Here is a 22,881-nt window from a genome sequence, read left to right as displayed (position 1 = left end):
TTAAACAGGCAAGATAGAGCTATCGCGGCCTAGCGCAACGCCTTGCTTTGCAACACCTCGGACTTGCGCCCCAGCACGTTCTCGCTGATTTGCACGAAGTCTTCGGTGCTCACGCTGGGCAGGCGCATCAGCCCGCGTACCACATCGTCCAAGGAACGCTTGGCCTGGGTATGAATACGGATTTCCTTGTCCAGTGCCTGCAACAGCATCACCCCGCGCGCCACCTGGGCAGGGCTGGCGCGTTCACCCTTGAGCCGGGTGACCTTGGCGCCCTGTTTGCTCAGGCGTGCCTGCCAGGCCTGGTAACGGTCATCGCTCACCCCGCCCGAGCGGCGCAGCAACTCGCTGGCGTAATAGTCGGTCAGGCTCTCTACCAACCAGTCACTGCCGTCACGCCCATGGATCTGTGCAAACAGCTGCACCACTTCGCGCAGCAACGGGCTGCTGCCATTCTCGCTTACCATCGGCCGGGCGCTGTGCAGGTACAGCGAACCCTGTGCTGCCATTGCCCCACGCCACATGCCGTCACGGGCACCGACCAGCAGCAGCTTCGGCGGATTGCGCGGGAACACCGCCTGCAACTGCGGCCATACGAAGGTCAGCAGGGTCAGGCTGTCCATACGCCGCATACCCTGCCCCACCGGCGCAGCCACGGTGACCTCGGTATCACCCAGGCGAGCACGGCGGCTGCCAAGATCGCCAGCCAGCATCCAGCCAGTGGGGCGGTCGAACAGGCGCGAAACGTTGTCGATGCGGAACTTGTCCTTGCCGATGCGCGGCCAGGAGGTCTCGATACTCTTCCAGCCCTCGGGCAGGTCGAACGCCAGGCGTGCCACCAGCTCGGTGCCATCCTGCTGGTCGAGGCGCGCGGGCGGCACCAGCTGGTCACCAAGGAACAACGCCCAGTGCGGAGTAACACGCGAGGAATAGGCACCGCTGGCGAGCTTCTGGTCCAACTGCACGCGGTAGCTGAGGCTGGTCTTGCCGGCCGCCGGCTGCCACACACCGCGCTGCCCCTGCAGTTGCCATTGGCCATCGGCCTGGAAGCCGCTGTAGGCCCCGGCCTTGCCCAGGTCGAAGTCCAGGCTGCGCACGGCGCTGCCTTCGGCCAATGTGAGGCGGACTTCAGCCTGGCCACTGGCAGGCAACAAACGCACCTGGTAGTCGAGGTCGACCTTTTTCGCCCAGGCCGGCGAACTGGCCATCAGGCCCAACAACAGCAACAGCTGGCAACGCATACAGAAACTCCTTGTTTCCCCGTGGCAGCGGGCCGCGCCGGTCAGCTGGCGCGGAAGATCAGGTGGTCTTCCCAGTCGTCTTCGTGCACATCGTGTTCACTGAGCATACGCCCCGACTGGGAAATGCGCTGTTCATGGACTTGCTGGCGGTCGCCGCAGACCAGGTGATGCCAGGCGGGCAAGTCCTTGCCCTCGCTGACCAGGCGGTAACCGCAGGTACTCGGCAGCCACTTGAACTGGTCGGCCTTGCCCGGAGTGAGCTGGATGCAGTCCGGCACGTGGTCGAAGCGGTTGGGGTAGTCGCTGCACTGGCAGGTGTGCAGGTCCAGCAGCTTGCAGGCGATGCGCGTGTAATAGACGCTGTTGTCGTCCTCGTCCTCAAGCTTTTGCAGGCAGCACAGGCCGCAGCCGTCGCACAGCGACTCCCACTCTGGCGGGCTGAGTTGTTCGAGGGTCTTGCGCCGCCAGAACGGCGCGTTTTCAGCGATCATCACACGGTTTCCTGCATTCATCATTGGGCCACGGCGCGCGGCGGCGCCAGTCTAGAGCCTGACCTTGCGCAAAGCCAGACCGCTTGTCAGTCGCGACGGGACGCAGTAGCGTGCGGGTTTCCCGTCCTTTTGCAGGAGCTGTCATGAGCGCCAACCCTCGCATTGCCGATTACGCCATCAACGAGCAGTTCATCAACCGCTGGTCGCCGCGTGCTTTCACCGCCGAGCCGATCAGCGAAGAAACGCTGTTGAGCTTCCTGGAAGCCGCCCGTTGGGCTCCGTCGGCGTACAACTCGCAGCCTTGGCGCTTCCTGTATGCCCGCCGCGACACGCCAAACTGGGAGCGTTACCTGAACCTGCTGGTGCCGTTCAACCGCAGCTGGGCACAACAGGCCTCGGCACTGGTGCTGATCATTTCCAAGACCACCTTCGCCGCCCCGGGCGCCACGGAGGAAAAGCCGGCGCTGTGGCATACCTTCGACACCGGTTCCGCTTGGGGGCACCTGGCCCTGCAGGCCAGCATCAGCGGCTGGCACACCCATGGCATGGCCGGCTTCGACCAGGACCTGGCGCGTCAGGAGCTGAAGGTTCCTGAAGGTTATGTGCTGCATGCCATGGTGGCGATCGGCAAACTGGGTGACAAGGCCAGCCTGGATGAGGCGTTGCAGGCACGTGAAGTACCGAGCCCGCGCAAGCCGCTGAGCGAGCTGGCTGCCGAGGGTGATTTCAGCCTGTAAGCCTTGTGTAGCCTGTACCGGCCCAATCGCCGGCAAGCCAGCTCCCACAAGTACCCCACAGTTTTCAGATTCTGTGCAGTACCTGTGGGAGCTGGCTTGCCGGCGATTGGGCCAGTGCAGGCACTACAAATCAGTAGCCCTTGGCAAAGTCCACTTCACCCCGCAAACCCTGCCCCGCTTCATACGCCTGCATATTCTCGACAAACAGCCGCACCATCGCCGCCGGCGAGGTGGGTGCCGAGCTGTGTCCGGTCAGCAGCAAGCCCCAGGCGGTCCAGAACGGGTGCTGTTTAGGCAGTGGTTCCTGGCGGCACACATCGATCACCGCACCGGCCAGATGCCCTTCCTTCAGCGCCTCGACCAGGTCCGCATCCACCACCGCCGCACCTCGCCCGGCATTGATGAACAGCGTGCTCGGCTGGAAGCACTTGAACAGCGCCGCGTCATACAGGTCATGGGTCGCCGGGGTGTCCGGCAGCAGGTTGAGCACGTAGTCGACCTGGCCAACCATGCGCGGCAAGTCGGCCAGCGCCGCCACCTCGACGAACGGTGCCTGCTCCCGGGCACTGCTGGCGACCCCGTACAGCACCACACCAAACGGCTGCAGGAACTCGGCCACGCGCTGGCCAATGTCGCCGGTGCCCACGATCAGCACCTTGCGCCCTTCCAGCGTACGTCCTGGGCGATCGTCCCAGCGCCGCTCCACCTGGCTGACCAGGCGCGACAGCACCTCGCGTTCGTGGCCGAGCATGTAGGTAAGCATGTACTCGGCCATCACCTGGCCGAAGATGCCTACCGCACGGGTCAGGCGATAGTCACGCGGCAAGCCATCGGCCAGCAACGGCGTGATACCCGCCCAGGTCGACTGCATCCAGTCCGGCTTGTGGCCTTGGCGCAGCAAGCTCGCCAGCAGGTCCGGCTGGCCCAGCCACACCTTGCACTGTGGTGCCTGGCGGGCCAGTTCGGCGGAATCACCGCTGGTCAGTACTTCCACTTCAGGCGCAGCTTCGCGCAAAAGCGCGGCGTAACGAGCATGATCATGCTCAGCAATCAGTACGCGCATGGTCAGACCGGGTCGTTTCGGCGCAGCAGCTCTTCAGGCAGGTGCTCGATGTACTCGTCTTCCGCTGGCGGCATCTGCAGGTGGTAGCCCTGGTTGTCGAGGTTTTCCAGCACCTTGGCGATGTCCTCGCGGGCCAGCTTGCGCTCGGGGGTGAGCACCAGGTCGAAGGCATGCACAGGGGTGCCGAAGAACGGCAGCAGGCCTTCCGGCACGCGCTCCAGGCCCTCGGCCTTGAGCACATACAGGTACATTTCGTTCTTGCGGGGGCTCTTGTAGATCGAGCAAATGCGTTTCATCGGGTCTCTCCGGCACCTGCAAGGCTGTCCAGCAGGGCCTGGCCCATACGCTCACGGCGCCAGCCGCGCAGCGAATCGGGCAGTTGATAAGGGCCATTGGGGTAGCCGCTCTTGAGCAGCGCTTCCAGGGCTTTTTTGCGCAGCATCAGCTCGGGGGCGATCCCCAGGCGTTCGCCTTCGGCCTGGCCGATGGCTCTCAGCTGCTTGAGGATGCCGGCGGCCTCGATCGGCAGCGGCTCGGGCAAAGGCGCTGGCCACTGCTCGGCAGGCAGGCTGGCGGCGCGCTGGATCAGCTTGATCAGGAACTCACCGTCCTGACGAATGGTGCGCGGGTGCATCTCGTCGATCCTGGCCAGCGCCGACAGGTTGTTCGGCTGGCTCTTGGCCATGGGCCACAGCGAGTGCTCCTTGAGGATGCGGTTGCGCGGCACATCGCGGCTACGGGCTTCACGCTCGCGCCAGGCGCACAGCTCTCGCAACACCGCCAGTTGCTGGGGGGCCAGCTTCCAGGCGAGCTTGACGTCGCGGTACAGGGTTTCGGGCTCGACCTCACGGCGCAACGCAGCCACCAGCTCGGCGCCGTCTTCCAGCACCCAGGCGTACTTGTCGTCGCTCAGGCGCGGGCGCAAGGCGGTGAACAGCTCGGCCAGGTGCACAGCATCTTCGGCGGCATAGCTGACCTGCGTGTCGGAGAGCGGGCGCTGCAGCCAGTCGGAGCGGGTTTCGCCCTTGGGCAGCTCGATACCCAGCACCTCCTGCACCAGGCGCGAATAGCCCATGGAGAAGCCCAGGTTCAGGTAGCCGGCTGCCAACTGGGTGTCGAACAGCGGCTGCGGCAGCTTGCCGGTCAGGCGCAACAGCACTTCGAGGTCTTCGCTGCAGGCGTGCAGCACCTTGACCACACCGCTGTCTTCGAGCAAGTCGGCCAAGGGTTGCCAGTTACCGATCAGCAACGGGTCGATCAGGTAGGCCCGCTGGCCGTCGCCGATCTGGATCAGCCCGGCTTTCGGGTAGAAGGTGTCAACCCGCATGAATTCGGTGTCGACAGCGACAAAAGGCAGTTGGTGCCAGTCGCGGCAGTGTTCGGCCAGGCTCTGGTCGTCACGGATCCAGTGAATTTCGATGGCCACAAGGCTCTCCCACTAACATTGGCGCGCAGTATATACGGCGCGGGCACTGCTGGTGAAACCCGGGCCATCCTTGATATCGATAAGTGGTGGTGTTGTGTGGGTCAGCGTTTGGCCGCCAACCACGGGCGGCAGCTGGCGAACATGTCCAGCGACTGCTGATACACCTCGGTGCGCACCTGCAACAGGCCGAGCATGGAGTGGAACAGGTTGTCCTGCGACAGCGGCGCATCGCTGAGCTTGGCCAGGCAGTCGGTGTCGATGCCGAAGTCCTCCTTGTAGCTGTCGGAGAACCAGGTCAGCAATGGCACATGCTTCTGCTGCTCCGGGGCGATGGCGTAAGGCGTGCCGTGCAGGAACAGGTTGTACTCACCCAGCGACTCGCCATGGTCGGACAGGTAGATCATCGCGGTGTCGACCTTGTCCTGTTTGCTGCGCAGGGTGTCGATCAGCGACGCCAGCACTTTGTCGGTGTAGGCCAGGGTGTTGTCGTAACCGTTGATGATGTCCTGCTCGCTGCACTGGTTCAGCGCGTTGCTCTGGCACACCGGCGTGAAGCGCTCACTGTCACTTGGGTAGCGCTTGAAATATTCCGGGCCGTGGCTGCCCATCTGGTGCAGCACCAGCACGGTGTCCTTGTCGAGGTTGTCGATCAGCGCGTCCAGCCCTTGCAGCAGGATCTGGTCATGGCATTCGCCATTGGCACACAGCTGCGGGTCGTTGAGGTTGCTGACATCGATGAACTGCACACGGTCGCAGGTACCTTTGCAGCCCGACTGGTTGTCGCGCCACTGCACGGCCAGGCCGGCACGCTGGAGGATATCCAGCAGCCCTTCGCGGTTCTTGGCCACGCGGGCATCGTATTCCTTGCGGGTCATACCCGAGAACATGCACGGCACCGAGACAGCCGTTTCCGTACCGCACGAATGCACATCGGAAAACGCCACCAGGCCCTGCTCCTTGGCCAGGTTCGGAGTGGTATCGCGGTCATAGCCCAACACGCCAAAGTGGTCGGCCCGCGCACTTTCACCCACCACCAGCACGGTCAACGACTTGCGTTCATGCTTCTGCCAGGCGGCATCACGCTTGGCATCTTCGCCATAGTGCTGGAAAGGACGCGATGCCGTACCAACGCGTTCGCTGACATAGCCAATGGAGGCACCGACGATATTGCTGGGGGTCAGCATCAGGCGCAATTCGTGGTGGTTGCGAAACAGCGACGACAAGCCTTGGTAGTTGACCAGCGCCACCGAACCCAGTGCCACCACGCAGGCACCACTGACCACCAGCTTGCCCAGCAACTCACGGTGCCAGGCACGGTAGGCAATGGGCGCCTTCCACAGCAGCACCGAAGGCAGCACGCCCAGCCCCAGGATGTACAAGGCAAACTTCAGCGAAAGCAGGTCGCGCACTTCGGCTACGTTGGTTTCTGCAATATTGCGGAACATACCCGCATCAATAAGTACGCCGTATTGATTCATGAAGTAAGCCACACCCGCGCCACTCATGAACAACACGATAAGTACCGGCTTCAATACATATCGGAAGGCAAACAACGTGAGGATGAGATTGAAAGCGAACAACATCAGCACGGCAAACGCCAGGCTCAGCCACAGCCCGGACAGGCCGGCAGGCACCACCTCTTGCAAGTGCCCCCAAAGGAACATATTCAAGCCAATCAGCAGGTAAAGGCTGGCCAGCAGCGTGACCCATTCAGTCCGCAGGGATTTGAAGTTGAGCATTAGCGTTCGCAATCAAGAGTGATTATCAACCCCCAGGCCGGGTGGCACCGTGGGAAAGTTGGGCGAACTCTAGAAAGCGCGTCATCAATTTTTTGTGAAAAAGTTGGTAACAATTTCGTGAGGGCGCGTCTTTCAGTGATTATCTGTGCTTCATTCAGCTGCCATTCAGGCTGGCCGACATCACCGGCCTGCGCAAAGGCGGCTATCCTCAGAGGTCAGGACCTTACCGACAACCCTGACAGAGGTGAAGAAATGCCAGTTCCGCATGATCTGCTCGCTGACCTGCACGTTACCGCTGATGCATTCCAGGCGCTCATTGACAAGGACCAGACGCTGCACTCACTGCACAAGGAATACAACGCCAAGGACAAGGAGGTGGTTGCCGCCGAAGGCAACGGCACCAACGACGACACCGTCAACCGCCTGCGCAAGGAACGGTTGCTGATCAAGGACAAGATCGAACGGATTATTCATCCGCCGAAATCCTGACTGAATATCTTCTTTGAATTTACCGGCCCTATCGCCGGCAAGCCAGCTCCCACAGGGTCTCCACAGATTTCGAACCTGTGCTGCACCTGTGGGAGCTGGCTTGCCGGCGATAGGGCCAGCAGCCCTTACACGGCAACCAGAGCCTTGAGCGCGCCATCCAGATCCTCGATCAGATCACGATAATCCTCGATCCCCATCGACAACCGCAGCAGGTTCTCGCTGATCCCCATCACCCCTTTCTGCTCCGGGCTCAGCGAGCAGTGCGACATGGTCCACGAGTGGTTGATCATGCTCTCCACCCCACCCAGCGAGTCGGCCAGCACAAAGATCTGCAGCGCCTCCACCAGGCGGTTGAGCGCGGCGCGGTCGCCCTTGACCTTCATGGCCACCACCGCCCCGCCACTGCGCATCTGGCGTTTGCACAATTCGTGTTGCGGGTGGCTTTTCAGCCCCGGGTAATACACCTGCTCGATCTGCGGGTGGTTTTCGAGGAAGCGCGCCACCTGCAGGGCATTGGCACACTGGCGCTCCATGCGCACATCCAGGGTTTTCAGGCCACGCAGGGCCAGGTAGCAGTCGAACGGCCCCTGCACCGCGCCAATTGCCATGCTGATGCGGCGAAGGCGCGCCAGCAGTGCATCGTTGGCCGCCACCACCACACCACCGGTGAGGTCGGAGTGGCCACCGATGTACTTGCTGGCCGAGTGCATCACCAGGTCCACGCCCAAGGTGATCGGGCGCTGGTTCCACGGCGAGCAGAAGGTATTGTCGATGCAGGTGAGGATGCCGCGGGCCTTGGCCAGGTCGCACACGGCCTTGATGTCGACCAGGTGCAGCAGCGGGTTGGTCGGCGATTCGATCCAGATCAGCTGGGTTTGGGGCTTGATGGCGGCGGCCACGGCCTCCAGGTCGTTGAGGTCGACATAGGTGGTGGTCAGGCCCGAGGTGCGGCTGCGGTAGTCTTCCAGGATACGGAAAGTGCCGCCGTACACGCCGTTCATCACCACGACATGGGCATCCTTGGGCAGCAGCTCCAGCACCGTCGCCGTGGCGTTCACGCCCGAGGCACAGGCAACCGCGCCCACGCCCTCTTCCAGCGCGGCGACACAGGTTTCGTAGGCATGCCGGGTGGGGTTGCCAACGCGGCTGTAGGAGTATTCCGGTTTGTCGTCCAGGCTGCGTTTGGTGAACGAGCTGGCGGTGACGATGGCCGGGAAAATGGCGTTTTCAGCGACGCTGAACTGCTCGCCAGCGTGAATGGTGCGGGTGGCGAAATTGCGCGGCTTGTCGGACATGGTCAGGCCCATTGGCAGAGTTAAGGCTGCAACTATCGCACAACCCAAATGTTCTGGCCTTGGGGTAATCTGTGAAAAATTTTCTTAACGGCCCGCGCGCGATATGGACAGTTTCGACCAGCACATTCTTACCCTGCTTCAGCGCGATGCCTCGATATCGCTCAAGGACTTGGCCGAGGCCGTCAACCTGTCCACCACGCCGTGCTGGAAGCGGGTGAAGCGCCTGGAGGAAGAAGGCTACATTCTTGGCCGCGTCGCCCTGCTCGACCCAGAGCGGTTGGGCTTGGGGCTAACGGTGTTCGTCCAGCTCAAGACCCAGCGCCACGACAGCGCCTGGCTTGAGCAGTTTGCCGCGACCGTGACCGGGTTCGAGGAAGTGATGGAGTTCTACCGCATGTCCGGCGACTGGGATTACATGCTGCGGGTAGTGGTGGGGGATATTGCGGCGTATGACCGGTTCTACAAAAAGCTGATTACCCGTACCGATGGGCTATCGAACATTACGTCCAGTTTTGCCATGGAGCAGATGAAGTACACCACGGCGTACCCGGTGCATCGATCCTGAATCGGCGTTGGATTCTTCGCGGGCAAGCCCGCTCCCACAGGATCACCACAAACTCAAGAGCTGTGGCGTCCCTGTGGGAGCGGGTTCACCCGCGAAGAGGCCGGTACAGGCAACCCATCAATCCGAAGCAAGCACTGCCGCAATCCGGTTCCCCGCCTTGGCTTTCTCGACCTTGATCGCCACAAACTTCGACGTCGGCGTATAGGTCCCCACGCCATAACTCTCCAGAGGCACCAGCGGATTGGTCTCCGGGTAATACGCCGCCGCCTGCCCTTCAGGCACGTCATACGCCACCAGGCGGAACCCCGACACCCGCCGCTCTACGCCATCCTCCCACAGCGACACCAGGTCCACATGCTCACCCGGCTCGAAGCCCAGGCGGCGAATATCGGCCTCGTTCACGAACACCACTTCACGCAGGCCGAACACGCCGCGGTAGCGGTCGTCCAGGCCATACAGCGTGGTGTTGTACTGGTCGTGCGAGCGCAGGGTCTGCAGGATCAGGTCGGGCTTGTCACCCCGCGCCAGCACTTTGGCGTTGATCAACTCCTCCGGCAGCGCGTGGGGCATGAACCGGGCCTTGCCCGTGGCCGTGCGGAAGTTGCGATCGGCTGCATTGTTGCCCAGGTGGAAACCGCCCGGGCTGTGCAGGCGTTCGTTGAAGCCGGTGAAACCAGGGATCACGTCGGCAATCATGTCACGAATGCGGTTGTAGTCGGCCACCGCATATTCCCAGTCGATCGGCTGGTTGCCCAGCGTGGCCTTGGCCATGCCAGCGATGATCCACGGCTCCGAGCGCATGTGCGGTGAGCGCGGGCGCAACTGGCCGTTGGAGATGTGCACCATGCTGAAGGTGTCTTCCACGGTCACGCCTTGCGGCCCTTCGGCCTGCAGGTCGATTTCGGTCCGGCCCAGGCAGGGCAGGATCAACGCATCGCGGCCAGTGACCAGGTGCGAGCGGTTGAGTTTGGTGGAAATCTGCACGGTCAACGCGCAGTTCTGCAGCGCCGCGTGGGTGCGCGGGGTGTCCGGGGTGGCTTGGGCAAAGTTGCCGCCCAGGGCGACGAACACCTTGGCCCGCCCCTCTTCCATGGCCTTGATCGCCAGCACCGCGTTGTGCCCATGGGCACGCGGCACACGGAACTGGAAGCGTTTTTCGATGGCATCGAGCAGCGCCGGCCTGGGCTTTTCGTCGATGCCCATGGTGCGGTCGCCCTGCACGTTGCTGTGGCCACGTACCGGCGACAGGCCAGCGCCGGGTTTGCCGACGTTGCCGCGCAGCAGTTGCAGGTTGACGATTTCCTGCACGGTAGGCACCGAATGGCGGTGCTGGGTGACGCCCATGGCCCAGCACATGATCACCCGTTCTGCCTTGCGGTACATGCGTGCCGCCAGTTCGATCTCGGCCAGGGTCAAACCGGACTGCTTGACGATGTGCTCCCACGAGGTGGCGTCCACTGCCGCCAAATAGTCATCGACGCCGCTGGTGTGTTCGGCAATGAAGGCATGGTCGAACACCGCCGGCTCACCGTTGGCCTGGGCTTCGCGCTCCCACTGCAACAGGAATTTGGCAATGCCACGCATGGCCGCCATGTCGCCGCCCAAGGCCGGGCGGAAGTAGGCGCTGGACGTCGGCTCGGAGCCGTTGCTGAGCATTTCGAACGGGTGCTGCGGGTGCTGGAAGCGCTCCAGGCCACGCTCTTTCAGCGGGTTGAAGCACACCACCTGAGCCCCGCGCTTGACCGCCTCACGCAGCGGCTCGAGCATGCGCGGGTGGTTGGTGCCTGGGTTCTGACCGATGACGAAGATCGCGTCAGCCAGCTCCAGGTCGTGAAACACGACAGTGCCTTTGCCCACCCCGAGGGTTTCCGACATGCCTGCCCCGCTGGCTTCGTGGCACATGTTCGAGCAATCGGGGAAGTTGTTGGTGCCGTAAGCGCGCACGAACAGCTGGTAGAGGAACGCCGCCTCGTTGCTGGCCCGGCCCGACGTGTAGAACTCGGCCTCATCGGGCGACTGCAGTGCACGCAGGTGTCTGGCGACCAGCTCGAAGGCCTCCTGCCAGGTGGTTTCGACATAGTGGTCGGTGGCAGCGTCGTAGCGCATCGGGTGCGTGAGGCGGCCCTGGTATTCGAGCCAGTAGTCAGTCTGGTCCTTCAGCGCGCTGACGCTGTATTTGGCGAAGAACGCCGGGTCAACCGAGCGGCCGGTGGCTTCCCAGTTGACCGCCTTGGCGCCGTTTTCGCAGAACTTGACCATGTCGCTTTCCGGCGACTCACCCCAGGCACAGCCGGGGCAGTCGAAGCCGCCATTCTGGTTGGTCTTGAGCATGGCCCGCAGGTTCTTGAAGGCATTTTCGCTGCCCAGCCAGCTTTTGGTCACGCTCTTGAGCGCTCCCCAGCCGGCGGCTGCGCCCTTGTAGTCCCTGATATGTTCGTCCTGGCTCATGCGATGAATCCTCACGCTTCGATGCTTTTTTCCAGCCTATTGAGCGTGGGGGTGGGGCGTCCAATCGAAAGATCTTACGGCGTGATAAGCGGTTTCGATCATGGGCTGGAAGCTTTGAGGCATCGGGCCTGCAGCCGTGATAGAAACCATCGATCAACCAGTCGGGCAAAGCAATTTGACGGCCCTGCGGCCAGGTTATAGCTTGGAGTGAACCCACCCCATTCGAGCGCGAACGTGGAACAGAACAGCCGGGCCCTGATCGACGGCTTCAACCGGAAAATCGACTACCTGCGGATGTCGGTCACCGACCGCTGTGACTTCCGTTGCGTGTACTGCATGGCCGAAGACATGCAGTTTTTGCCGCGCCAGCAGATCCTCAGCCTCGAAGAACTGTTCCAGGTGGCCGAGCGCTTCGTCGCCCTGGGCACCCGCAAGATCCGCCTGACCGGCGGCGAGCCGCTGGTACGCCAGGGTATCGTCGAGCTGTGCAGGCGGATTGCCGCCCTGCCCGGCCTGCGCGAGCTGTGCATGACCAGCAACGGCTCGCAACTCGGGCGCCTGGCACAGCCACTGTTCGACGCCGGGCTGTCGCGCCTGAACATCAGCCTCGACAGCCTGGATACCGAACGCTTCAAGCAGCTGACCCGTACCGGCGACCTGCACCAGGTCATCGCCGGTATCGACGCCGCACGCCAGGCCGGCTTCAGGCGCATCAAGCTCAACTGTGTGGTACTCAAAGGCCGCAACGACCACGAACTGGTCGACCTGGTGCGCTTTGCCATCGATCGCGAGCTGGACATCACCTTCATCGAAGAAATGCCGCTGGGGGTAATCAGTGAACACGAACGTGGCGAGTCGTTCTGCTCCAGCGACGAAGTACGCGAGCGCCTGGCAGAACAGTTCACCCTGGTGGAGTCCACCGAATCATCACAGGGCCCTGCCCGCTACTGGCGCCTGGCCGAAGCCGCCAACACCCGGGTCGGTTTCATCTCGCCGCACAGCCACAACTTTTGCGCCACCTGCAACCGCGTGCGCCTGACGGTCGAAGGCCGCCTGTTGCTGTGCCTGGGCAACGAACACTCGGTAGACCTGAAGCACGTGCTGCGTGCTCACCCAGGCAACCGCGAGCGCCTGGAAAAGGCCATCCGCGACTCCCTGCACCTCAAGCCCTACCGCCACCACTTCGAAGTGGGTGGCGATGTGCAGATCCTGCGCTTCATGAACATGACCGGCGGCTGAACGGCCGTCTCTGGATTTCCATGATTGTCCACCCAAACCCCGATGTACTGCGTGTGCTGTTCACCCTCAAGGGGTCGATCGTCAAGCGCATCGCCCTGCGCTGCCTGATGGTGACCCTGCTGGCCGCGCTGATCGTGCTGGTCGAGCGCCATTTCCCCGCGTTTTTCTACCCGGTCAGTGCCACGCCGTTTACCTTGCTGGGCCTGTCGCTGTCGATTTTCATGAGCTTTCGCAACAACGCCTGCTACGACCGCTGGTGGGAGGGCCGTAAGGCCTGGGGCAAGCTGATTATCGAAACCCGCTCGTTCGTGCGCGAAAGCGTGGTGATTGCTGACGAGGCGCTGCGCGCAGAGCTGCTGCGCAGCCTGTGTGGCTATGCCCACGCGCTGAATGCCCGCCTGCGTAACGAGGACGACCTGGCGGCCGCCCGGCCCTGGCTGGCCCGGCCGGAGGCGATCAGCCCGCATAACGTGTGCGACGGCATCCTGCGCGACATTGGCCAGCATTGCTCGCGGCTGGCGGAACAACAGCACATCAGCGATTGGCGCTACAGCCTGCTGGAACAGCGGCTGGTAGGCCTGACCGAGGTGCAGGCCACCTGTGAGCGGATCAAGTTCACACCTTTGCCCTTCCCCTACACGCTGTTGCTGCACCGCACCATCTACATCTTCTGCCTGCTGCTGCCGTTTGCCCTGGCCGAGCCGCTGGGCTGGCTGGCACCGCTGTTCACCACCATCGTGGGGTACACGTTCTTCGGGCTGGATGCGATTGGCAACGAGCTGGAGGACCCGTTCGGGCGGGATGAGAACGACCTGCCGACCGATGCCATGGTGCGGACGGTGGAGCGGGATGTGCTCGCGGGGCTGGGGGAGACGCAGTTGCCGCCAGCGTTGTTGCCGGTGGGGTATGTGTTGAGCTGAGGCAGCATGCACGGTGGATGTGGGAGCGGCCTTGCGTCGCGAAAGGGCTGCGGTAGCAGCCCCAGGATCTCAACCATGATGCAAAGATTGCCGGGGCCGCTTTGCGGCCCTTTCGCGACGCAAGGCCGCTCCCACATTGACCGCGCCGGCCTGCGAGCTTCTAATCACCCCCGGCTGGCACAAGCCTCGATCGGCAACAGGTGTTTAACGAAATTGCACGGCCGGTGCCGGGCATCCAGCTGCTCCGCCAGAATTCCTTCCCACGCCGTACGGCAGGCGCCGGTGGAACCCGGCAAGCAGCACACCAACGTGCGGTTGGACAACCCGGCCAGCGCTCGGCTCTGCACGGTAGAACTGCCGATATCCAGAATCGACAGCGCCCGGAACAGCTCGCCAAAGCCATCGATGCGCTTGTCCAGCAGGCACTCGACCGCCTCCGGTGTGCTGTCACGCCCGGTAAATCCGGTACCGCCGGTTATCAGCACCACCTGCACCTGCTCGTCGGCAATCCAGGTGGCGACCTGGGCGCGGATCTTGTACAGGTCGTCCTTGAGCAACTCCCGCGCCACCAGCCGGTGGCCGACCTCCACCGAACGGCTGGCCAGCAGCTCGCCGGAGGTATCGTTGTCGTAGGTACGGGTGTCGCTGACGGTCAGCACGGCGATGTTGAGCGGTACGAAGACCGCATCGGGTTGGACGCGCACGGTAAAAGCTCCTTGAATGGCATTGTCACCACGCTAGAGGCGTGGCTCGGGGGCGTCCAATCGTTATGGCTTACCGGCCGATCAATGACATCTATCGCAGACGTGGGTTATGGTCTGCACAACCATACGCCAGGCACTTTCATGGACATCAAGCAGCTCAAGTTCCTTATCGCCCTCGACCAGACGCGCCACTTCGGCCAGGCGGCGGCGCTGTGCCATATCACTCAGCCGACGCTGTCCATGCGCCTGCGCAACCTGGAGGACGAGCTGGACCTAGTGCTGGTCAAGCGCGGCCAGCGCTTCGAAGGTTTCACCGAGGCCGGCGAGCGTATTCTGGCCTGGGCCCGCACCCTGCTCGCCGCCCACGACGGCCTGCAGGCCGAGGCCGCCAGTTGCCGGGGCCAGGTGGTCGGCAGCCTGCGGCTGGGCACAGTGCCGCTGGCCAGCTTCAACCCCATGCACCTGCTGCTGCCGCTGCGCGAAAAATACCCCGAACTGCACTTCCAGCTCAGCTCGCTGAGCTCGGAGCAAGTCATCGACGGACTGAGCCGCAACCAGCTCGACCTGGGTATCTGCTACCTGGACCAGGTCAACACCAGCTTCTTCGAAGTACTGGAGCTGGGCACCACCACCATGGGCCTGCTGCACGACACCCGGCACTTCCAGTTTGACAGCGACACCCTGCGCTGGGACGCGCTCAGCGACATACCGCTGGGCCTGTTGAGCAAGGGTATGCACTACCGACAGTCGCTGGACCTGAGCTTCCGCAGCCGTGGCCTGGAACCGCATGCGGTACTGGAAAGCGACTCGACCTTCCAGCTGATCCAGGCCATCAACACCGGCATGTGCTGCGCGATCATGCCGTTGGACTGCGGCCTCGAAGACCTCAGCGAGCACCTGCGCATTCTGCCGGTGGCCGACGCAGCCATCCACAGCCCGGTCGGCCTGTTGCTGCGCCGCAGCGAGCCGCGCTCAGCCATTGCCGAGCAGTGTTTTGCCGAGGCGCGCGGCTTGTTTGCCAACGCTTGAAGTTCATGCTTCGCGAACAATAAGGAAATTTCCCACAATCAACTCGGAAGTTTCACTAACGACATGTCAGCTTGAGCACTTTTATTATCGTCACCTTATCGGACCCGCCGGCCTGATGCAGACACAAGGCCCGCTTACTTCGCTCAAGGAGCTGACATGACGACTTCCACCAACCTGGCCTCCTCATTCTGGAGCATAGAAACGCTCGCCCCATTGGGCGGTATCGGTGTGGCGATACTGTTGGGGATGGAGTTATGGTTCATCTACAACCGGGCCGGCTCGCTGTATTTTCTTCGAGACCTCATTTGGCGCAGCTTTGGAGGCACCACCGAGTTCGACAGCCACTCGCAGTTGAATACCCTGCGCAAGGAACTGCGGGAGATCGAATTCTTCCGTTATGAGTTCAACATCCCGGCCAATAACCTGGACGAGGCCAGCCAGGCGCACCGCTGGATCGTCGACAACGGCTTTGCGCCCGGCGACCTGAGCCGCAACCGCGCCTACATCGACTGGACTGACTTCAGCGCCCCCAAGTTCGCTACAGCGCGGTTCTCCCCGCGGCGTTTCAAGGGGTTCATTGCCTTGCTGGCCGTACTTGGCATGATGATGGCCCCTCTACCCATGGCGAGCCAGTCGGAATACTTGATGGTATCGCTCAAAAATGACCCGGACTCCCCCTTTTTCTATCTGTCACCGCAGGACATCAAGTTTGAAATGTGGTTTCCGGATGAAAAACTGACGCTCGACCAATGCCGCTCTTCAGAAAGCCTCGCGCCCTTCACCCGGTACATGCCGGAAGAGAAACTCGACACGATCTGCTCGTTCTTCCTGGCATCCGACTACGGCGCACAAGTAGAAAACGGGGTAAAGGGGCAACGTGGCATTCTGGCGGGGTTGTCCGCGATCCTCATGCTCGGACTGGTGCTGGTTGTGCTGAAACTGTCACGCATGGAACGCGCGCAAAAGGTCTATAACCGCTGGCAGGCCAATATCGCGACGCCTGCGACCACTGCGCCTACAGCGCCGTAGCCTGGCGGTACTGCCTCGGTGTAAAGCCGGTCAGTTGCTTGAACTGGCGGCTGAAGGCGCTGTGGTCGGTGTAGCCGCAGCGCATCGCCACGTCGGTGATCGGCAGGTCCGAATGCAGCAGGCGGTGGGCGTGCTCCAGGCGCGCCTTGTGGATCATCTGTCGGGGCGTGAGGTGAAATACCCGCTTGCAGTAGCGCTCCAGCTGAGCCACGGAAATGCCGGCGATTCGGGTCAGCTCGCCCATGCTGATCGGCTGGTGAAAGTGCTGGCGGATGTGCTCGTCCACTGCGGCCAGGCGCTGGTAGGCCGGGTGAGTGTCGGCGGCTGATTGCAGGTCGACCGAAATGCCCACCAGGCCGATGATCTCGCCCGTCTGGTTGTACAGCGGGCGCTTGTGGGTCAGGCACCAGCCGGGCTCGCGGCTGCCGTACAGGTGCAGCTCCAGCTGGTCTTCCAGCACCAGGCCTTCCTTGAGTACGCGGCGGTCCTGCTCGGTGTAGCCGGGGCCCAGCTGCGCCGGGAACACTTCGGCACTGGTCTTGCCCAGCAACGGCTGCAAGCGCTTGAGGCCACAGCGCTGGACCAGGGTGTGGTTGGCCAGCACGTAGCGGGCGGCCGGGTCCTTGATGAAGATGGCGGCGTTGGGGATGGCGTCGAGGATGGGCAATAGCAGCGATACACCGGCCAGCAGGGCTTCGAGGGTGGCGGGGCGGTGCTGGTCCAGAGATTGGTAAAGCGTTGCCAGGGGATTGTCTGTCATCTGTCGGTTCTCTGCTGGCTGTGCCGGCCTCTTCGCGGGCTCGCCCGCTCCCACAGGTCCTCTACACATACCGAATCGTGCGCTGTACCTGTGGGAGCGGGCATGCCCGCGAAGAGGCCAGCATTACCAACACATCTCTACAGCCCTTATTCGCTAAGGCCTACAGCCTATCCAGCACCCCACCCTCGCCGCCAGCATTTTTTGCAACTGTGCCGATTTCGTCATCCCCCTTGCAGAAAACCATCAAGAACCGCCGCCCCGACCGGTTCACTCTATGCCCCACGCAAGCCGCCCAAGTCCTACAAGAGCGCGGCCCAAAAAGCCGCATCTCGTGACATCAGACCTGCCTATCCAATAACCAACAAAAAGGCGAACCCATGTCAGGCAAATTCAAGAAACAGTTGTCATTGCTGGACCTCACCTTCATCGGCCTGGGGGCCATCTTCGGCTCCGGCTGGCTGTTCGCCGCCAGCCACGTCTCGGCCATCGCCGGCCCGGCCGGCATCCTGTCCTGGTTCCTCGGCGGGTTCGCCGTACTGCTGCTGGGCATCGTCTACTGCGAACTGGGCGCCGCCCTGCCCCGCGCCGGTGGCGTGGTGCGCTACCCGGTTTACTCACACGGCCCGCTGCTGGGCTACCTGATGGGTTTCATCACCCTGATCGCCTTTTCCAGCCTGATCGCCATCGAAGTGGTCGCCTCGCGCCAGTACGCCGCCGCTTGGTTTCCCGGGCTGACCGAAAACGGTTCAAGCGACCCGACCGTGCTTGGCTGGCTTGTGCAGTTCGCGCTGTTGGGGCTGTTCTTCTTCCTCAATTACCGCAGCGTGAAAACCTTCGCCAAGGCCAACAACCTGGTCAGCGTGTTCAAGTTCATCGTGCCGCTGCTGGTAATTGGCGTGCTGTTCACCTTCTTCAAGCCAGAAAACTTCGAGGTCCACGGTTTCGCCCCGTTCGGCCTGTCCGGGGTGGAAATGGCCGTGTCGGCGGGCGGCATCATCTTCGCCTACCTGGGCCTGACACCGATCATTTCGGTGGCCAGCGAAGTGAAGAACCCGCAGCGCACCATCCCGATTGCGCTGATTCTTTCGGTGCTGCTGTCCACCGCCATCTACGCCCTGCTGCAACTGGCCTTCCTCGGCAGCGTACCGACCGAAATGCTCACCAACGGCTGGGCTGCGGTCACCAAGGAACTGGCCCTGCCCTACCGTGACATCGCCCTTGCCCTGGGTGTGGGTTGGCTGGCCTACCTGGTGGTGGCCGACGCGGTAATCTCGCCCAGCGGCTGCGGCAACATCTACATGAACGCCACCCCGCGTGTGATCTATGGCTGGGCGCAGACCGGCACCTTCTTCAAGTACTTCACCCGCATAGATGCAGAGTCCGGCATCCCGCGCCCGGCCCTGTGGCTGACGTTTGGCCTGTCGGTGTTCTGGACCCTGCCCTTCCCGTCGTGGGAAGCACTGATCAACGTGGTATCCGCTGCCCTGGTACTGAGCTACGCCGTGGCCCCGGTCACCGTCGCCGCCCTGCGCCGCAATGCGCCAGACATGCCGCGCCCGTTCCGGGTCAAGGGCATGGGCGTGCTCGGGCCGCTGTCGTTCATCATCGCCGCGCTGATCGTGTACTGGTCCGGCTGGAATACCGTGTCGTGGCTACTGGCCCTGCAAATCGTGATGTTCGTGCTGTACCTGCTGTGCGGTCGCTTCGTGCCCACCCAGCACCTGTCGCTGGCCCAGCAAGTGCGCTCGTCGGCATGGCTGATCGGCTTCTACGCGGTAACCATCCTGCTGTCGTGGCTGGGCAGCTTCGGCGGCCTGGGGGTCATCGGCCACCCGCTCGACACCGTAGCCGTGGCGGCTTGTGCCCTGGGCATCTACTACTGGGGAGCGGCCACTGGCGTGCCTGCACACCTGGTGCGCCTGGAAGGCGAGGACGAAAGCGAAACCACCGCTGACACCTATGCCGGCCGCCCTGCCGCCGTCGCCTCCTGATCTTTTACGCAAGGGACAAGCCCATGAAACAGATTCACGTCATCGACTCCCACACTGGCGGCGAACCGACCCGCCTGGTGATGAAGGGCTTCCCGCAACTGCATGGCCGCAGCATGGCCGAACAGCGCGACGAACTGCGCGAGCTGCACGACCACTGGCGCCGTGCCTGCCTGCTGGAGCCACGCGGCAACGATGTGCTGGTGGGCGCGCTGTACTGCCCACCGGTGTCGGCCGACGCCACCTGCGGGGTGATTTTCTTCAACAACGCCGGCTATCTGAACATGTGCGGCCACGGCACCATCGGCCTGGTCGCCTCGTTGCAGCACCTGGGCCTGATCGCGCCCGGCGTGCACAAGATCGACACCCCGGTCGGCCAGGTCAGCGCCACCCTGCATGACGACGGGGCCATCACCGTCGGCAACGTGCCCTCTTACCGCTACCGCCAGCAGGTGGCGGTGGATGTGCCCGGGCACGGCGTCGTGCACGGCGACATTGCCTGGGGCGGCAACTGGTTCTTCCTGGTTTCCGAACACGGCCAGCGCATCGAGCTGGGCAACCGGGAAGCGCTCACCGAGTACACCTGGGCCATGCTCAAGGCCCTCGAAGCCCAGGGTATCACCGGTGAAAACGGCGCCCCCATCGACCACGTCGAGTTGTTCGCCAACGACGCCAACGCCGACAGCCGCAACTTCGTGATGTGCCCAGGCAAGGCCTACGACCGTTCGCCCTGCGGCACCGGCACCAGCGCCAAGCTGGCCTGCCTGGCCGCCGACGGCAAGCTTGCCGAAGGCCAGACCTGGGTGCAGGCCAGCATCACCGGCAGCCAGTTCCACGGCCGCTACGAGCGCGACGGCGAACACATTCGCCCGTTCATCACCGGCCGCGCCTACATGACCGCCGACAGCACCCTGCTGATCGACGAACAAGACCCGTTCGCCTGGGGCATCTGACCCCGGCTTTTTCCGACTGAACATTGCGAGGAGTGACAACAATGACTGACAACATCTTCACCGGCACCATGCCCGCCCTGATGACCCCATGCACCGCCGAGCGCAAGCCGGACTTCGACGCCCTGGTGCGCAAGGGCCGAGAGCTGATCGAGGCCGGCATGAGCGCCGTGGTGTACTGCGGCTCGATGGGTGACTGGCCGCTGCTGACCGAAGCCGAGCGCCAGGAAGGCGTGGCGCGCCTGGTGGCCGCCGGCATTCCGACCATTGTCGGCACGGGTGCGGTGAACACCCGCGAAGCGGTTTCCCACGCTGCCCATGCCGCCAAGGTCGGTGCCGCCGGCCTTATGGTCATCCCCCGCGTGCTTAGCCGTGGTGCCTCGCTGATCGCCCAGAAACACCACTTCTCGGCCATCCTGGCTGCCGCGCCGAAGCTGCCGGCAGTCATCTACAACAGCCCCTACTACGGCTTCGCCACCCGCGCCGACCTGTTCTTCGAACTGCGCCGCGAATTCTCCAACCTGATCGGCTTCAAGGAATTCGGCGGTGGCGCCGACCTGCGCTACGCCGCCGAGCACATCACCTCCAAGGACGACGATGTGACCCTGATGGTCGGCGTGGATACCCAGGTGGTGCACGGCTTCGTCAACTGCAACGCCACCGGTGCCATCACCGGCATCGGCAACGCCCTGCCGCGTGAAGTGCTGCACCTGGTAAGCCTGAGCAAGCAGGCGGCCAAGGGCGATGCGAAGGCCCGCCGCCTGGCGCGTGAACTGGAGGCGGCACTGGCGGTGCTGTCGTCGTTCGATGAGGGTTGCGACCTGGTGCTGTACTACAAGCACCTGATGGTGCTGAACGGTGACAGCGAGTACAGCCTGCACTTCAACGAGACCGACGTGCTGACCGATGCCCAGCGCAACTATGCCGAGCAGCAGTACGCGCTGTTCCGTAGCTGGTATGCCAACTGGTCGGCTGAGCAGAACGTCGCCTGACTTTAGTCCTGCGCGGACTCTTGTAGGAGCGGCCTTGTGTCGCGAATGGGCTGCGAAGCAGCCCCGGGATTTCCGCGCAAATGCACAAATTGCTGGGGCTGCTTCGCAGCCCATTCCGACCGGTCCGGCGCCCCGGCAAGGCCGCTCCTACAGGGGCTGCGGTTTCCCTTGATACCCGTATTTGATTCCAAGGAGGCTACATGCCCCTCACAGGCAACCTGCTGATCGGCCAGACGCCGGTAACCGGCAGCCGCGAAGCCATCCGCGCCATCAACCCGGCTACAGGCCAAACGCTGGAGCCGGCCTACCTCGGCGGCACCGGCGAACACGTGGCCCAGGCCTGCGCCCTGGCCTGGGCGGCATTCGACGCCTACCGCGAAACCTCGCTCGAACAACGGGCACAATTTCTCGAAGCCATCGCCGCGCAGATCGAAGCCCTCGGCGATGCCCTGATCGACCGCGCCATGGCCGAAACCGGCCTGCCCAAAGCGCGCATCCAGGGCGAACGTGGCCGCACCTGCACCCAGTTGCGCACCTTCGCCCGGGTGGTACGGGCCGGTGAATGGCTGGATGTGCGGGTCGACAATGCCCAGCCCGAACGCCAGCCCCTGCCCCGCGCCGACCTGCGTCAGCGCCAGGTGGCCCTGGGGCCGGTGGCCGTGTTCGGCGCCAGCAATTTTCCGCTGGCATTTTCGGTGGCCGGTGGCGACACCGCGTCGGCATTGGCCGCTGGCTGCCCGGTGGTGGTCAAGGCCCACAGCGCCCACCCTGGCACCAGCGAACTGGTCGGCCAGGCCGTGGCGCAAGCGGTGAAGCTGTGCGGTTTGTCGGCCGGCGTGTTCTCGCTGTTGTACGGCTCTGGCCGAGAAGTGGGCATCGCCCTGGTCAGCGACCCGCGTATCAAGGCAGTAGGTTTTACCGGCTCGCGCAGCGGTGGTGTCGCACTGTGCCAGGCCGCTCAGGCACGCCCGGAGCCGATCCCGGTGTACGCCGAAATGAGCTCGATCAACCCGGTATTCCTCTTCAAGGGCGCTCTAGAGGCCCGCGCCGAATCGCTGGCGCAAGGCTTCGTTACGTCGTTGACCCAAGGTGCTGGCCAGTTCTGCACCAACCCCGGCCTGGTGATCGCCCGGCAAGGGCCCGCGTTGCAGCGCTTCATCGCTGCCGCCAGCGAACACGTACAACAGGCCGCCGCGCAGACCATGCTCACCCCGGGCATCTTCAGTGCTTACCAGGCCGGTGTCGGTGCCCTGGCGGAAAACGCCAATGCCGAGGCGGCAGCCAGTGGCCAGGCCGGGCAAGGCCCCAACCAATGCCAGGCACAGCTGTTCGTGACACAGGCCGAAGCTTTCCTGGCAGACCCGGCGTTGCAGGCCGAAGTGTTCGGTGCTGCATCGTTGGTCGTGGCCTGCGCGAGCGATGAACAGGTACGCCAGGTGGCCGAGCATCTGGAAGGCCAGTTGACTGCTACGTTGCAACTGGACGATGCCGACATCGCCAGCGCCCGCGCCCTGCTGCCAACCCTTGAACGCAAGGCCGGGCGCATTCTGGTCAATGGCTGGCCGACCGGCGTCGAGGTGTGCGATGCGATGGTCCACGGCGGACCGTTCCCGGCCACCTCCGATGCCCGCACCACCTCGGTGGGCACGGCGGCGATCCTGCGCTTCCTGCGACCGGTGTGCTACCAGGACTTCCCCGAAGCCTTGCTGCCGTCGGCGTTGCAGCACGGTAACCCGCTGCAACTGCGGCGCCTGCTTGACGGTAAACGGGAAGGCTGAG

General features: G+C 63.4%; 21 protein-coding genes. 11 read left to right on the top strand and 10 right to left on the bottom strand.

Features of this window, described 5'->3' with window-relative positions:
* Positions 1–29: 29 nt before the first annotated feature.
* Together N436_RS00710 and N436_RS00705 are read right to left on the bottom strand one after the other, a co-directional pair.
* Positions 30–1,238, bottom strand: a complete 1,209-nt coding sequence (locus tag N436_RS00710) for a hypothetical protein (protein WP_105945442.1) — start codon at positions 1,236–1,238, stop codon at positions 30–32.
* Between the two features lie 41 nt (positions 1,239–1,279).
* Positions 1,280–1,729 (bottom strand): YcgN family cysteine cluster protein, encoded by a 450-nt coding sequence (locus tag N436_RS00705; RefSeq protein ID WP_105945443.1) that lies wholly within the window; start codon positions 1,727–1,729, stop codon positions 1,280–1,282.
* Between the two features lie 143 nt (positions 1,730–1,872).
* Between N436_RS00705 and N436_RS00700 the strand changes: the two genes are divergently transcribed.
* A complete protein-coding gene (locus tag N436_RS00700; RefSeq protein WP_016711945.1) occupies positions 1,873–2,466 on the top strand; it encodes a nitroreductase family protein in 594 nt (197 codons plus the stop codon).
* A 130-nt stretch (positions 2,467–2,596) separates the two neighbouring features.
* On the opposite strand, the gene N436_RS00695 is transcribed toward N436_RS00700, so the two are convergent.
* From N436_RS00695 to N436_RS00680, 4 genes are all read right to left on the bottom strand, one after another.
* Positions 2,597–3,529: a D-2-hydroxyacid dehydrogenase gene (locus tag N436_RS00695; protein ID WP_105945444.1), complete on the bottom strand. Its 933-nt coding sequence runs from the start codon at positions 3,527–3,529 to the stop codon at positions 2,597–2,599.
* A gap of 2 nt (positions 3,530–3,531) precedes the next feature.
* Positions 3,532–3,825 (bottom strand): YcgL domain-containing protein, encoded by a 294-nt coding sequence (locus N436_RS00690; protein ID WP_016711947.1) that lies wholly within the window; start codon positions 3,823–3,825, stop codon positions 3,532–3,534.
* Positions 3,822–4,955: a ribonuclease D gene (gene rnd / locus N436_RS00685; RefSeq protein WP_060498659.1), complete on the bottom strand. Its 1,134-nt coding sequence runs from the start codon at positions 4,953–4,955 to the stop codon at positions 3,822–3,824. The genes N436_RS00690 and rnd overlap by 4 nt, the downstream gene beginning before the upstream one ends.
* A 101-nt stretch (positions 4,956–5,056) precedes the next feature.
* Complete coding sequence (locus tag N436_RS00680; protein WP_110740197.1) at positions 5,057–6,694, bottom strand: phosphoethanolamine transferase; 1,638 nt, start codon at positions 6,692–6,694, stop codon at positions 5,057–5,059.
* 252 nt (positions 6,695–6,946) lie between these two features.
* On the opposite strand from N436_RS00680, the gene N436_RS00675 reads away from it, so the two are divergent.
* Positions 6,947–7,183, top strand: coding sequence for a YdcH family protein (locus N436_RS00675; RefSeq protein ID WP_016711950.1), 237 nt, complete (start codon positions 6,947–6,949; stop codon positions 7,181–7,183).
* Positions 7,184–7,308: 125 nt separating this feature from the next.
* Here N436_RS00675 and N436_RS00670 read toward each other — a convergent pair whose 3' ends face one another.
* Entirely contained in the window at positions 7,309–8,490 is a 1,182-nt protein-coding gene (locus tag N436_RS00670; RefSeq protein WP_110740196.1) for a PLP-dependent aspartate aminotransferase family protein, read from the bottom strand.
* A gap of 91 nt (positions 8,491–8,581) precedes the next feature.
* Between N436_RS00670 and N436_RS00665 the strand changes: the two genes are divergently transcribed.
* Positions 8,582–9,043 (top strand): Lrp/AsnC family transcriptional regulator, encoded by a 462-nt coding sequence (locus tag N436_RS00665; RefSeq protein WP_016498365.1) that lies wholly within the window; start codon positions 8,582–8,584, stop codon positions 9,041–9,043.
* Positions 9,044–9,160: 117 nt separating this feature from the next.
* On the opposite strand, the gene N436_RS00660 is transcribed toward N436_RS00665, so the two are convergent.
* Positions 9,161–11,491 carry an FdhF/YdeP family oxidoreductase gene (locus N436_RS00660; RefSeq protein ID WP_105945447.1) on the bottom strand — a complete coding sequence of 777 codons (2,331 nt, stop codon included), beginning with the start codon at positions 11,489–11,491 and terminating at the stop codon, positions 9,161–9,163.
* A gap of 234 nt (positions 11,492–11,725) precedes the next feature.
* Here N436_RS00660 and moaA point away from each other — a divergent pair, with 234 nt between their 5' ends.
* Both moaA and N436_RS00650 read left to right on the top strand, forming a co-directional pair.
* Entirely contained in the window at positions 11,726–12,730 is a 1,005-nt protein-coding gene (moaA, locus tag N436_RS00655) for a GTP 3',8-cyclase MoaA (protein WP_110740195.1), read from the top strand.
* 20 nt (positions 12,731–12,750) lie between these two features.
* Complete coding sequence (locus N436_RS00650; RefSeq protein ID WP_105945449.1) at positions 12,751–13,650, top strand: bestrophin family protein; 900 nt, start codon at positions 12,751–12,753, stop codon at positions 13,648–13,650.
* A gap of 164 nt (positions 13,651–13,814) precedes the next feature.
* Here the strand turns inward: N436_RS00650 and moaB are convergent, their stop codons facing one another.
* Complete coding sequence (moaB, locus tag N436_RS00645; protein WP_105945450.1) at positions 13,815–14,354, bottom strand: molybdenum cofactor biosynthesis protein B; 540 nt, start codon at positions 14,352–14,354, stop codon at positions 13,815–13,817.
* Between the two features lie 141 nt (positions 14,355–14,495).
* On the opposite strand from moaB, the gene N436_RS00640 reads away from it, so the two are divergent.
* Together N436_RS00640 and N436_RS00635 are read left to right on the top strand one after the other, a co-directional pair.
* The gene (locus N436_RS00640) at positions 14,496–15,383 is read left to right on the top strand and encodes a LysR family transcriptional regulator (RefSeq protein ID WP_110740194.1); all 888 of its coding nucleotides are present in this window, start codon (positions 14,496–14,498) and stop codon (positions 15,381–15,383) included.
* Positions 15,384–15,539: 156 nt separating this feature from the next.
* Entirely contained in the window at positions 15,540–16,412 is an 873-nt protein-coding gene (locus N436_RS00635; RefSeq protein ID WP_110740193.1) for a DUF6216 family protein, read from the top strand.
* Here N436_RS00635 and N436_RS00630 read toward each other — a convergent pair.
* Entirely contained in the window at positions 16,399–17,172 is a 774-nt protein-coding gene (locus N436_RS00630; RefSeq protein WP_110740192.1) for an AraC family transcriptional regulator, read from the bottom strand. The genes N436_RS00635 and N436_RS00630 overlap by 14 nt on opposite strands.
* Positions 17,173–17,549: 377 nt before the next feature.
* On the opposite strand from N436_RS00630, the gene N436_RS00620 reads away from it, so the two are divergent.
* The 4 genes from N436_RS00620 to N436_RS00605 all read left to right on the top strand — a co-directional run bounded on the left by N436_RS00620 (position 17,550) and on the right by N436_RS00605 (position 22,880).
* Entirely contained in the window at positions 17,550–19,163 is a 1,614-nt protein-coding gene (locus N436_RS00620) for an APC family permease (RefSeq protein ID WP_110740191.1), read from the top strand.
* 23 nt (positions 19,164–19,186) lie between these two features.
* On the top strand, positions 19,187–20,113 hold the full coding sequence (locus N436_RS00615; RefSeq protein ID WP_105945454.1) for a 4-hydroxyproline epimerase: 927 nt from the start codon (positions 19,187–19,189) through the stop codon (positions 20,111–20,113).
* 41 nt (positions 20,114–20,154) lie between these two features.
* Positions 20,155–21,102: a dihydrodipicolinate synthase family protein gene (locus tag N436_RS00610; RefSeq protein ID WP_110740190.1), complete on the top strand. Its 948-nt coding sequence runs from the start codon at positions 20,155–20,157 to the stop codon at positions 21,100–21,102.
* Positions 21,103–21,302: 200 nt separating this feature from the next.
* Entirely contained in the window at positions 21,303–22,880 is a 1,578-nt protein-coding gene (locus tag N436_RS00605; RefSeq protein WP_110740189.1) for an aldehyde dehydrogenase (NADP(+)), read from the top strand.
* Position 22,881 lies beyond the last annotated feature (1 nt).

It is taken from the genome of Pseudomonas sp. RV120224-01b (assembly GCF_003208145.1).
GTDB lineage: Bacteria > Pseudomonadota > Gammaproteobacteria > Pseudomonadales > Pseudomonadaceae > Aquipseudomonas > Aquipseudomonas monteilii.
This window is presented reverse-complemented; position numbering and strand designations above follow the sequence as displayed.

Excerpts from the sequence above, each read along its gene's own strand:
- N436_RS00710 (WP_105945442.1), bottom strand. The coding sequence starts at position 1,238 with ATGCGTTGCCAGCTGTTGCTGTTGTTGGGCCTGATGGCCAGTTCGCCG.
- N436_RS00705 (WP_105945443.1), bottom strand. The coding sequence starts at position 1,729 with ATGATCGCTGAAAACGCGCCGTTCTGGCGGCGCAAGACCCTCGAACAA.
- N436_RS00700 (WP_016711945.1), top strand. The coding sequence starts at position 1,873 with ATGAGCGCCAACCCTCGCATTGCCGATTACGCCATCAACGAGCAGTTC.
- N436_RS00695 (WP_105945444.1), bottom strand. The coding sequence starts at position 3,529 with ATGCGCGTACTGATTGCTGAGCATGATCATGCTCGTTACGCCGCGCTT.
- N436_RS00690 (WP_016711947.1), bottom strand. The coding sequence starts at position 3,825 with ATGAAACGCATTTGCTCGATCTACAAGAGCCCCCGCAAGAACGAAATG.
- N436_RS00680 (WP_110740197.1), bottom strand. The coding sequence starts at position 6,694 with ATGCTCAACTTCAAATCCCTGCGGACTGAATGGGTCACGCTGCTGGCC.
- N436_RS00675 (WP_016711950.1), top strand. The coding sequence starts at position 6,947 with ATGCCAGTTCCGCATGATCTGCTCGCTGACCTGCACGTTACCGCTGAT.
- N436_RS00670 (WP_110740196.1), bottom strand. The coding sequence starts at position 8,490 with ATGGGCCTGACCATGTCCGACAAGCCGCGCAATTTCGCCACCCGCACC.
- N436_RS00665 (WP_016498365.1), top strand. The coding sequence starts at position 8,582 with ATGGACAGTTTCGACCAGCACATTCTTACCCTGCTTCAGCGCGATGCC.
- N436_RS00660 (WP_105945447.1), bottom strand. The coding sequence starts at position 11,491 with ATGAGCCAGGACGAACATATCAGGGACTACAAGGGCGCAGCCGCCGGC.
- N436_RS00650 (WP_105945449.1), top strand. The coding sequence starts at position 12,751 with ATGATTGTCCACCCAAACCCCGATGTACTGCGTGTGCTGTTCACCCTC.
- N436_RS00640 (WP_110740194.1), top strand. The coding sequence starts at position 14,496 with ATGGACATCAAGCAGCTCAAGTTCCTTATCGCCCTCGACCAGACGCGC.
- N436_RS00635 (WP_110740193.1), top strand. The coding sequence starts at position 15,540 with ATGACGACTTCCACCAACCTGGCCTCCTCATTCTGGAGCATAGAAACG.
- N436_RS00630 (WP_110740192.1), bottom strand. The coding sequence starts at position 17,172 with ATGACAGACAATCCCCTGGCAACGCTTTACCAATCTCTGGACCAGCAC.
- N436_RS00620 (WP_110740191.1), top strand. The coding sequence starts at position 17,550 with ATGTCAGGCAAATTCAAGAAACAGTTGTCATTGCTGGACCTCACCTTC.
- N436_RS00615 (WP_105945454.1), top strand. The coding sequence starts at position 19,187 with ATGAAACAGATTCACGTCATCGACTCCCACACTGGCGGCGAACCGACC.
- N436_RS00610 (WP_110740190.1), top strand. The coding sequence starts at position 20,155 with ATGACTGACAACATCTTCACCGGCACCATGCCCGCCCTGATGACCCCA.
- N436_RS00605 (WP_110740189.1), top strand. The coding sequence starts at position 21,303 with ATGCCCCTCACAGGCAACCTGCTGATCGGCCAGACGCCGGTAACCGGC.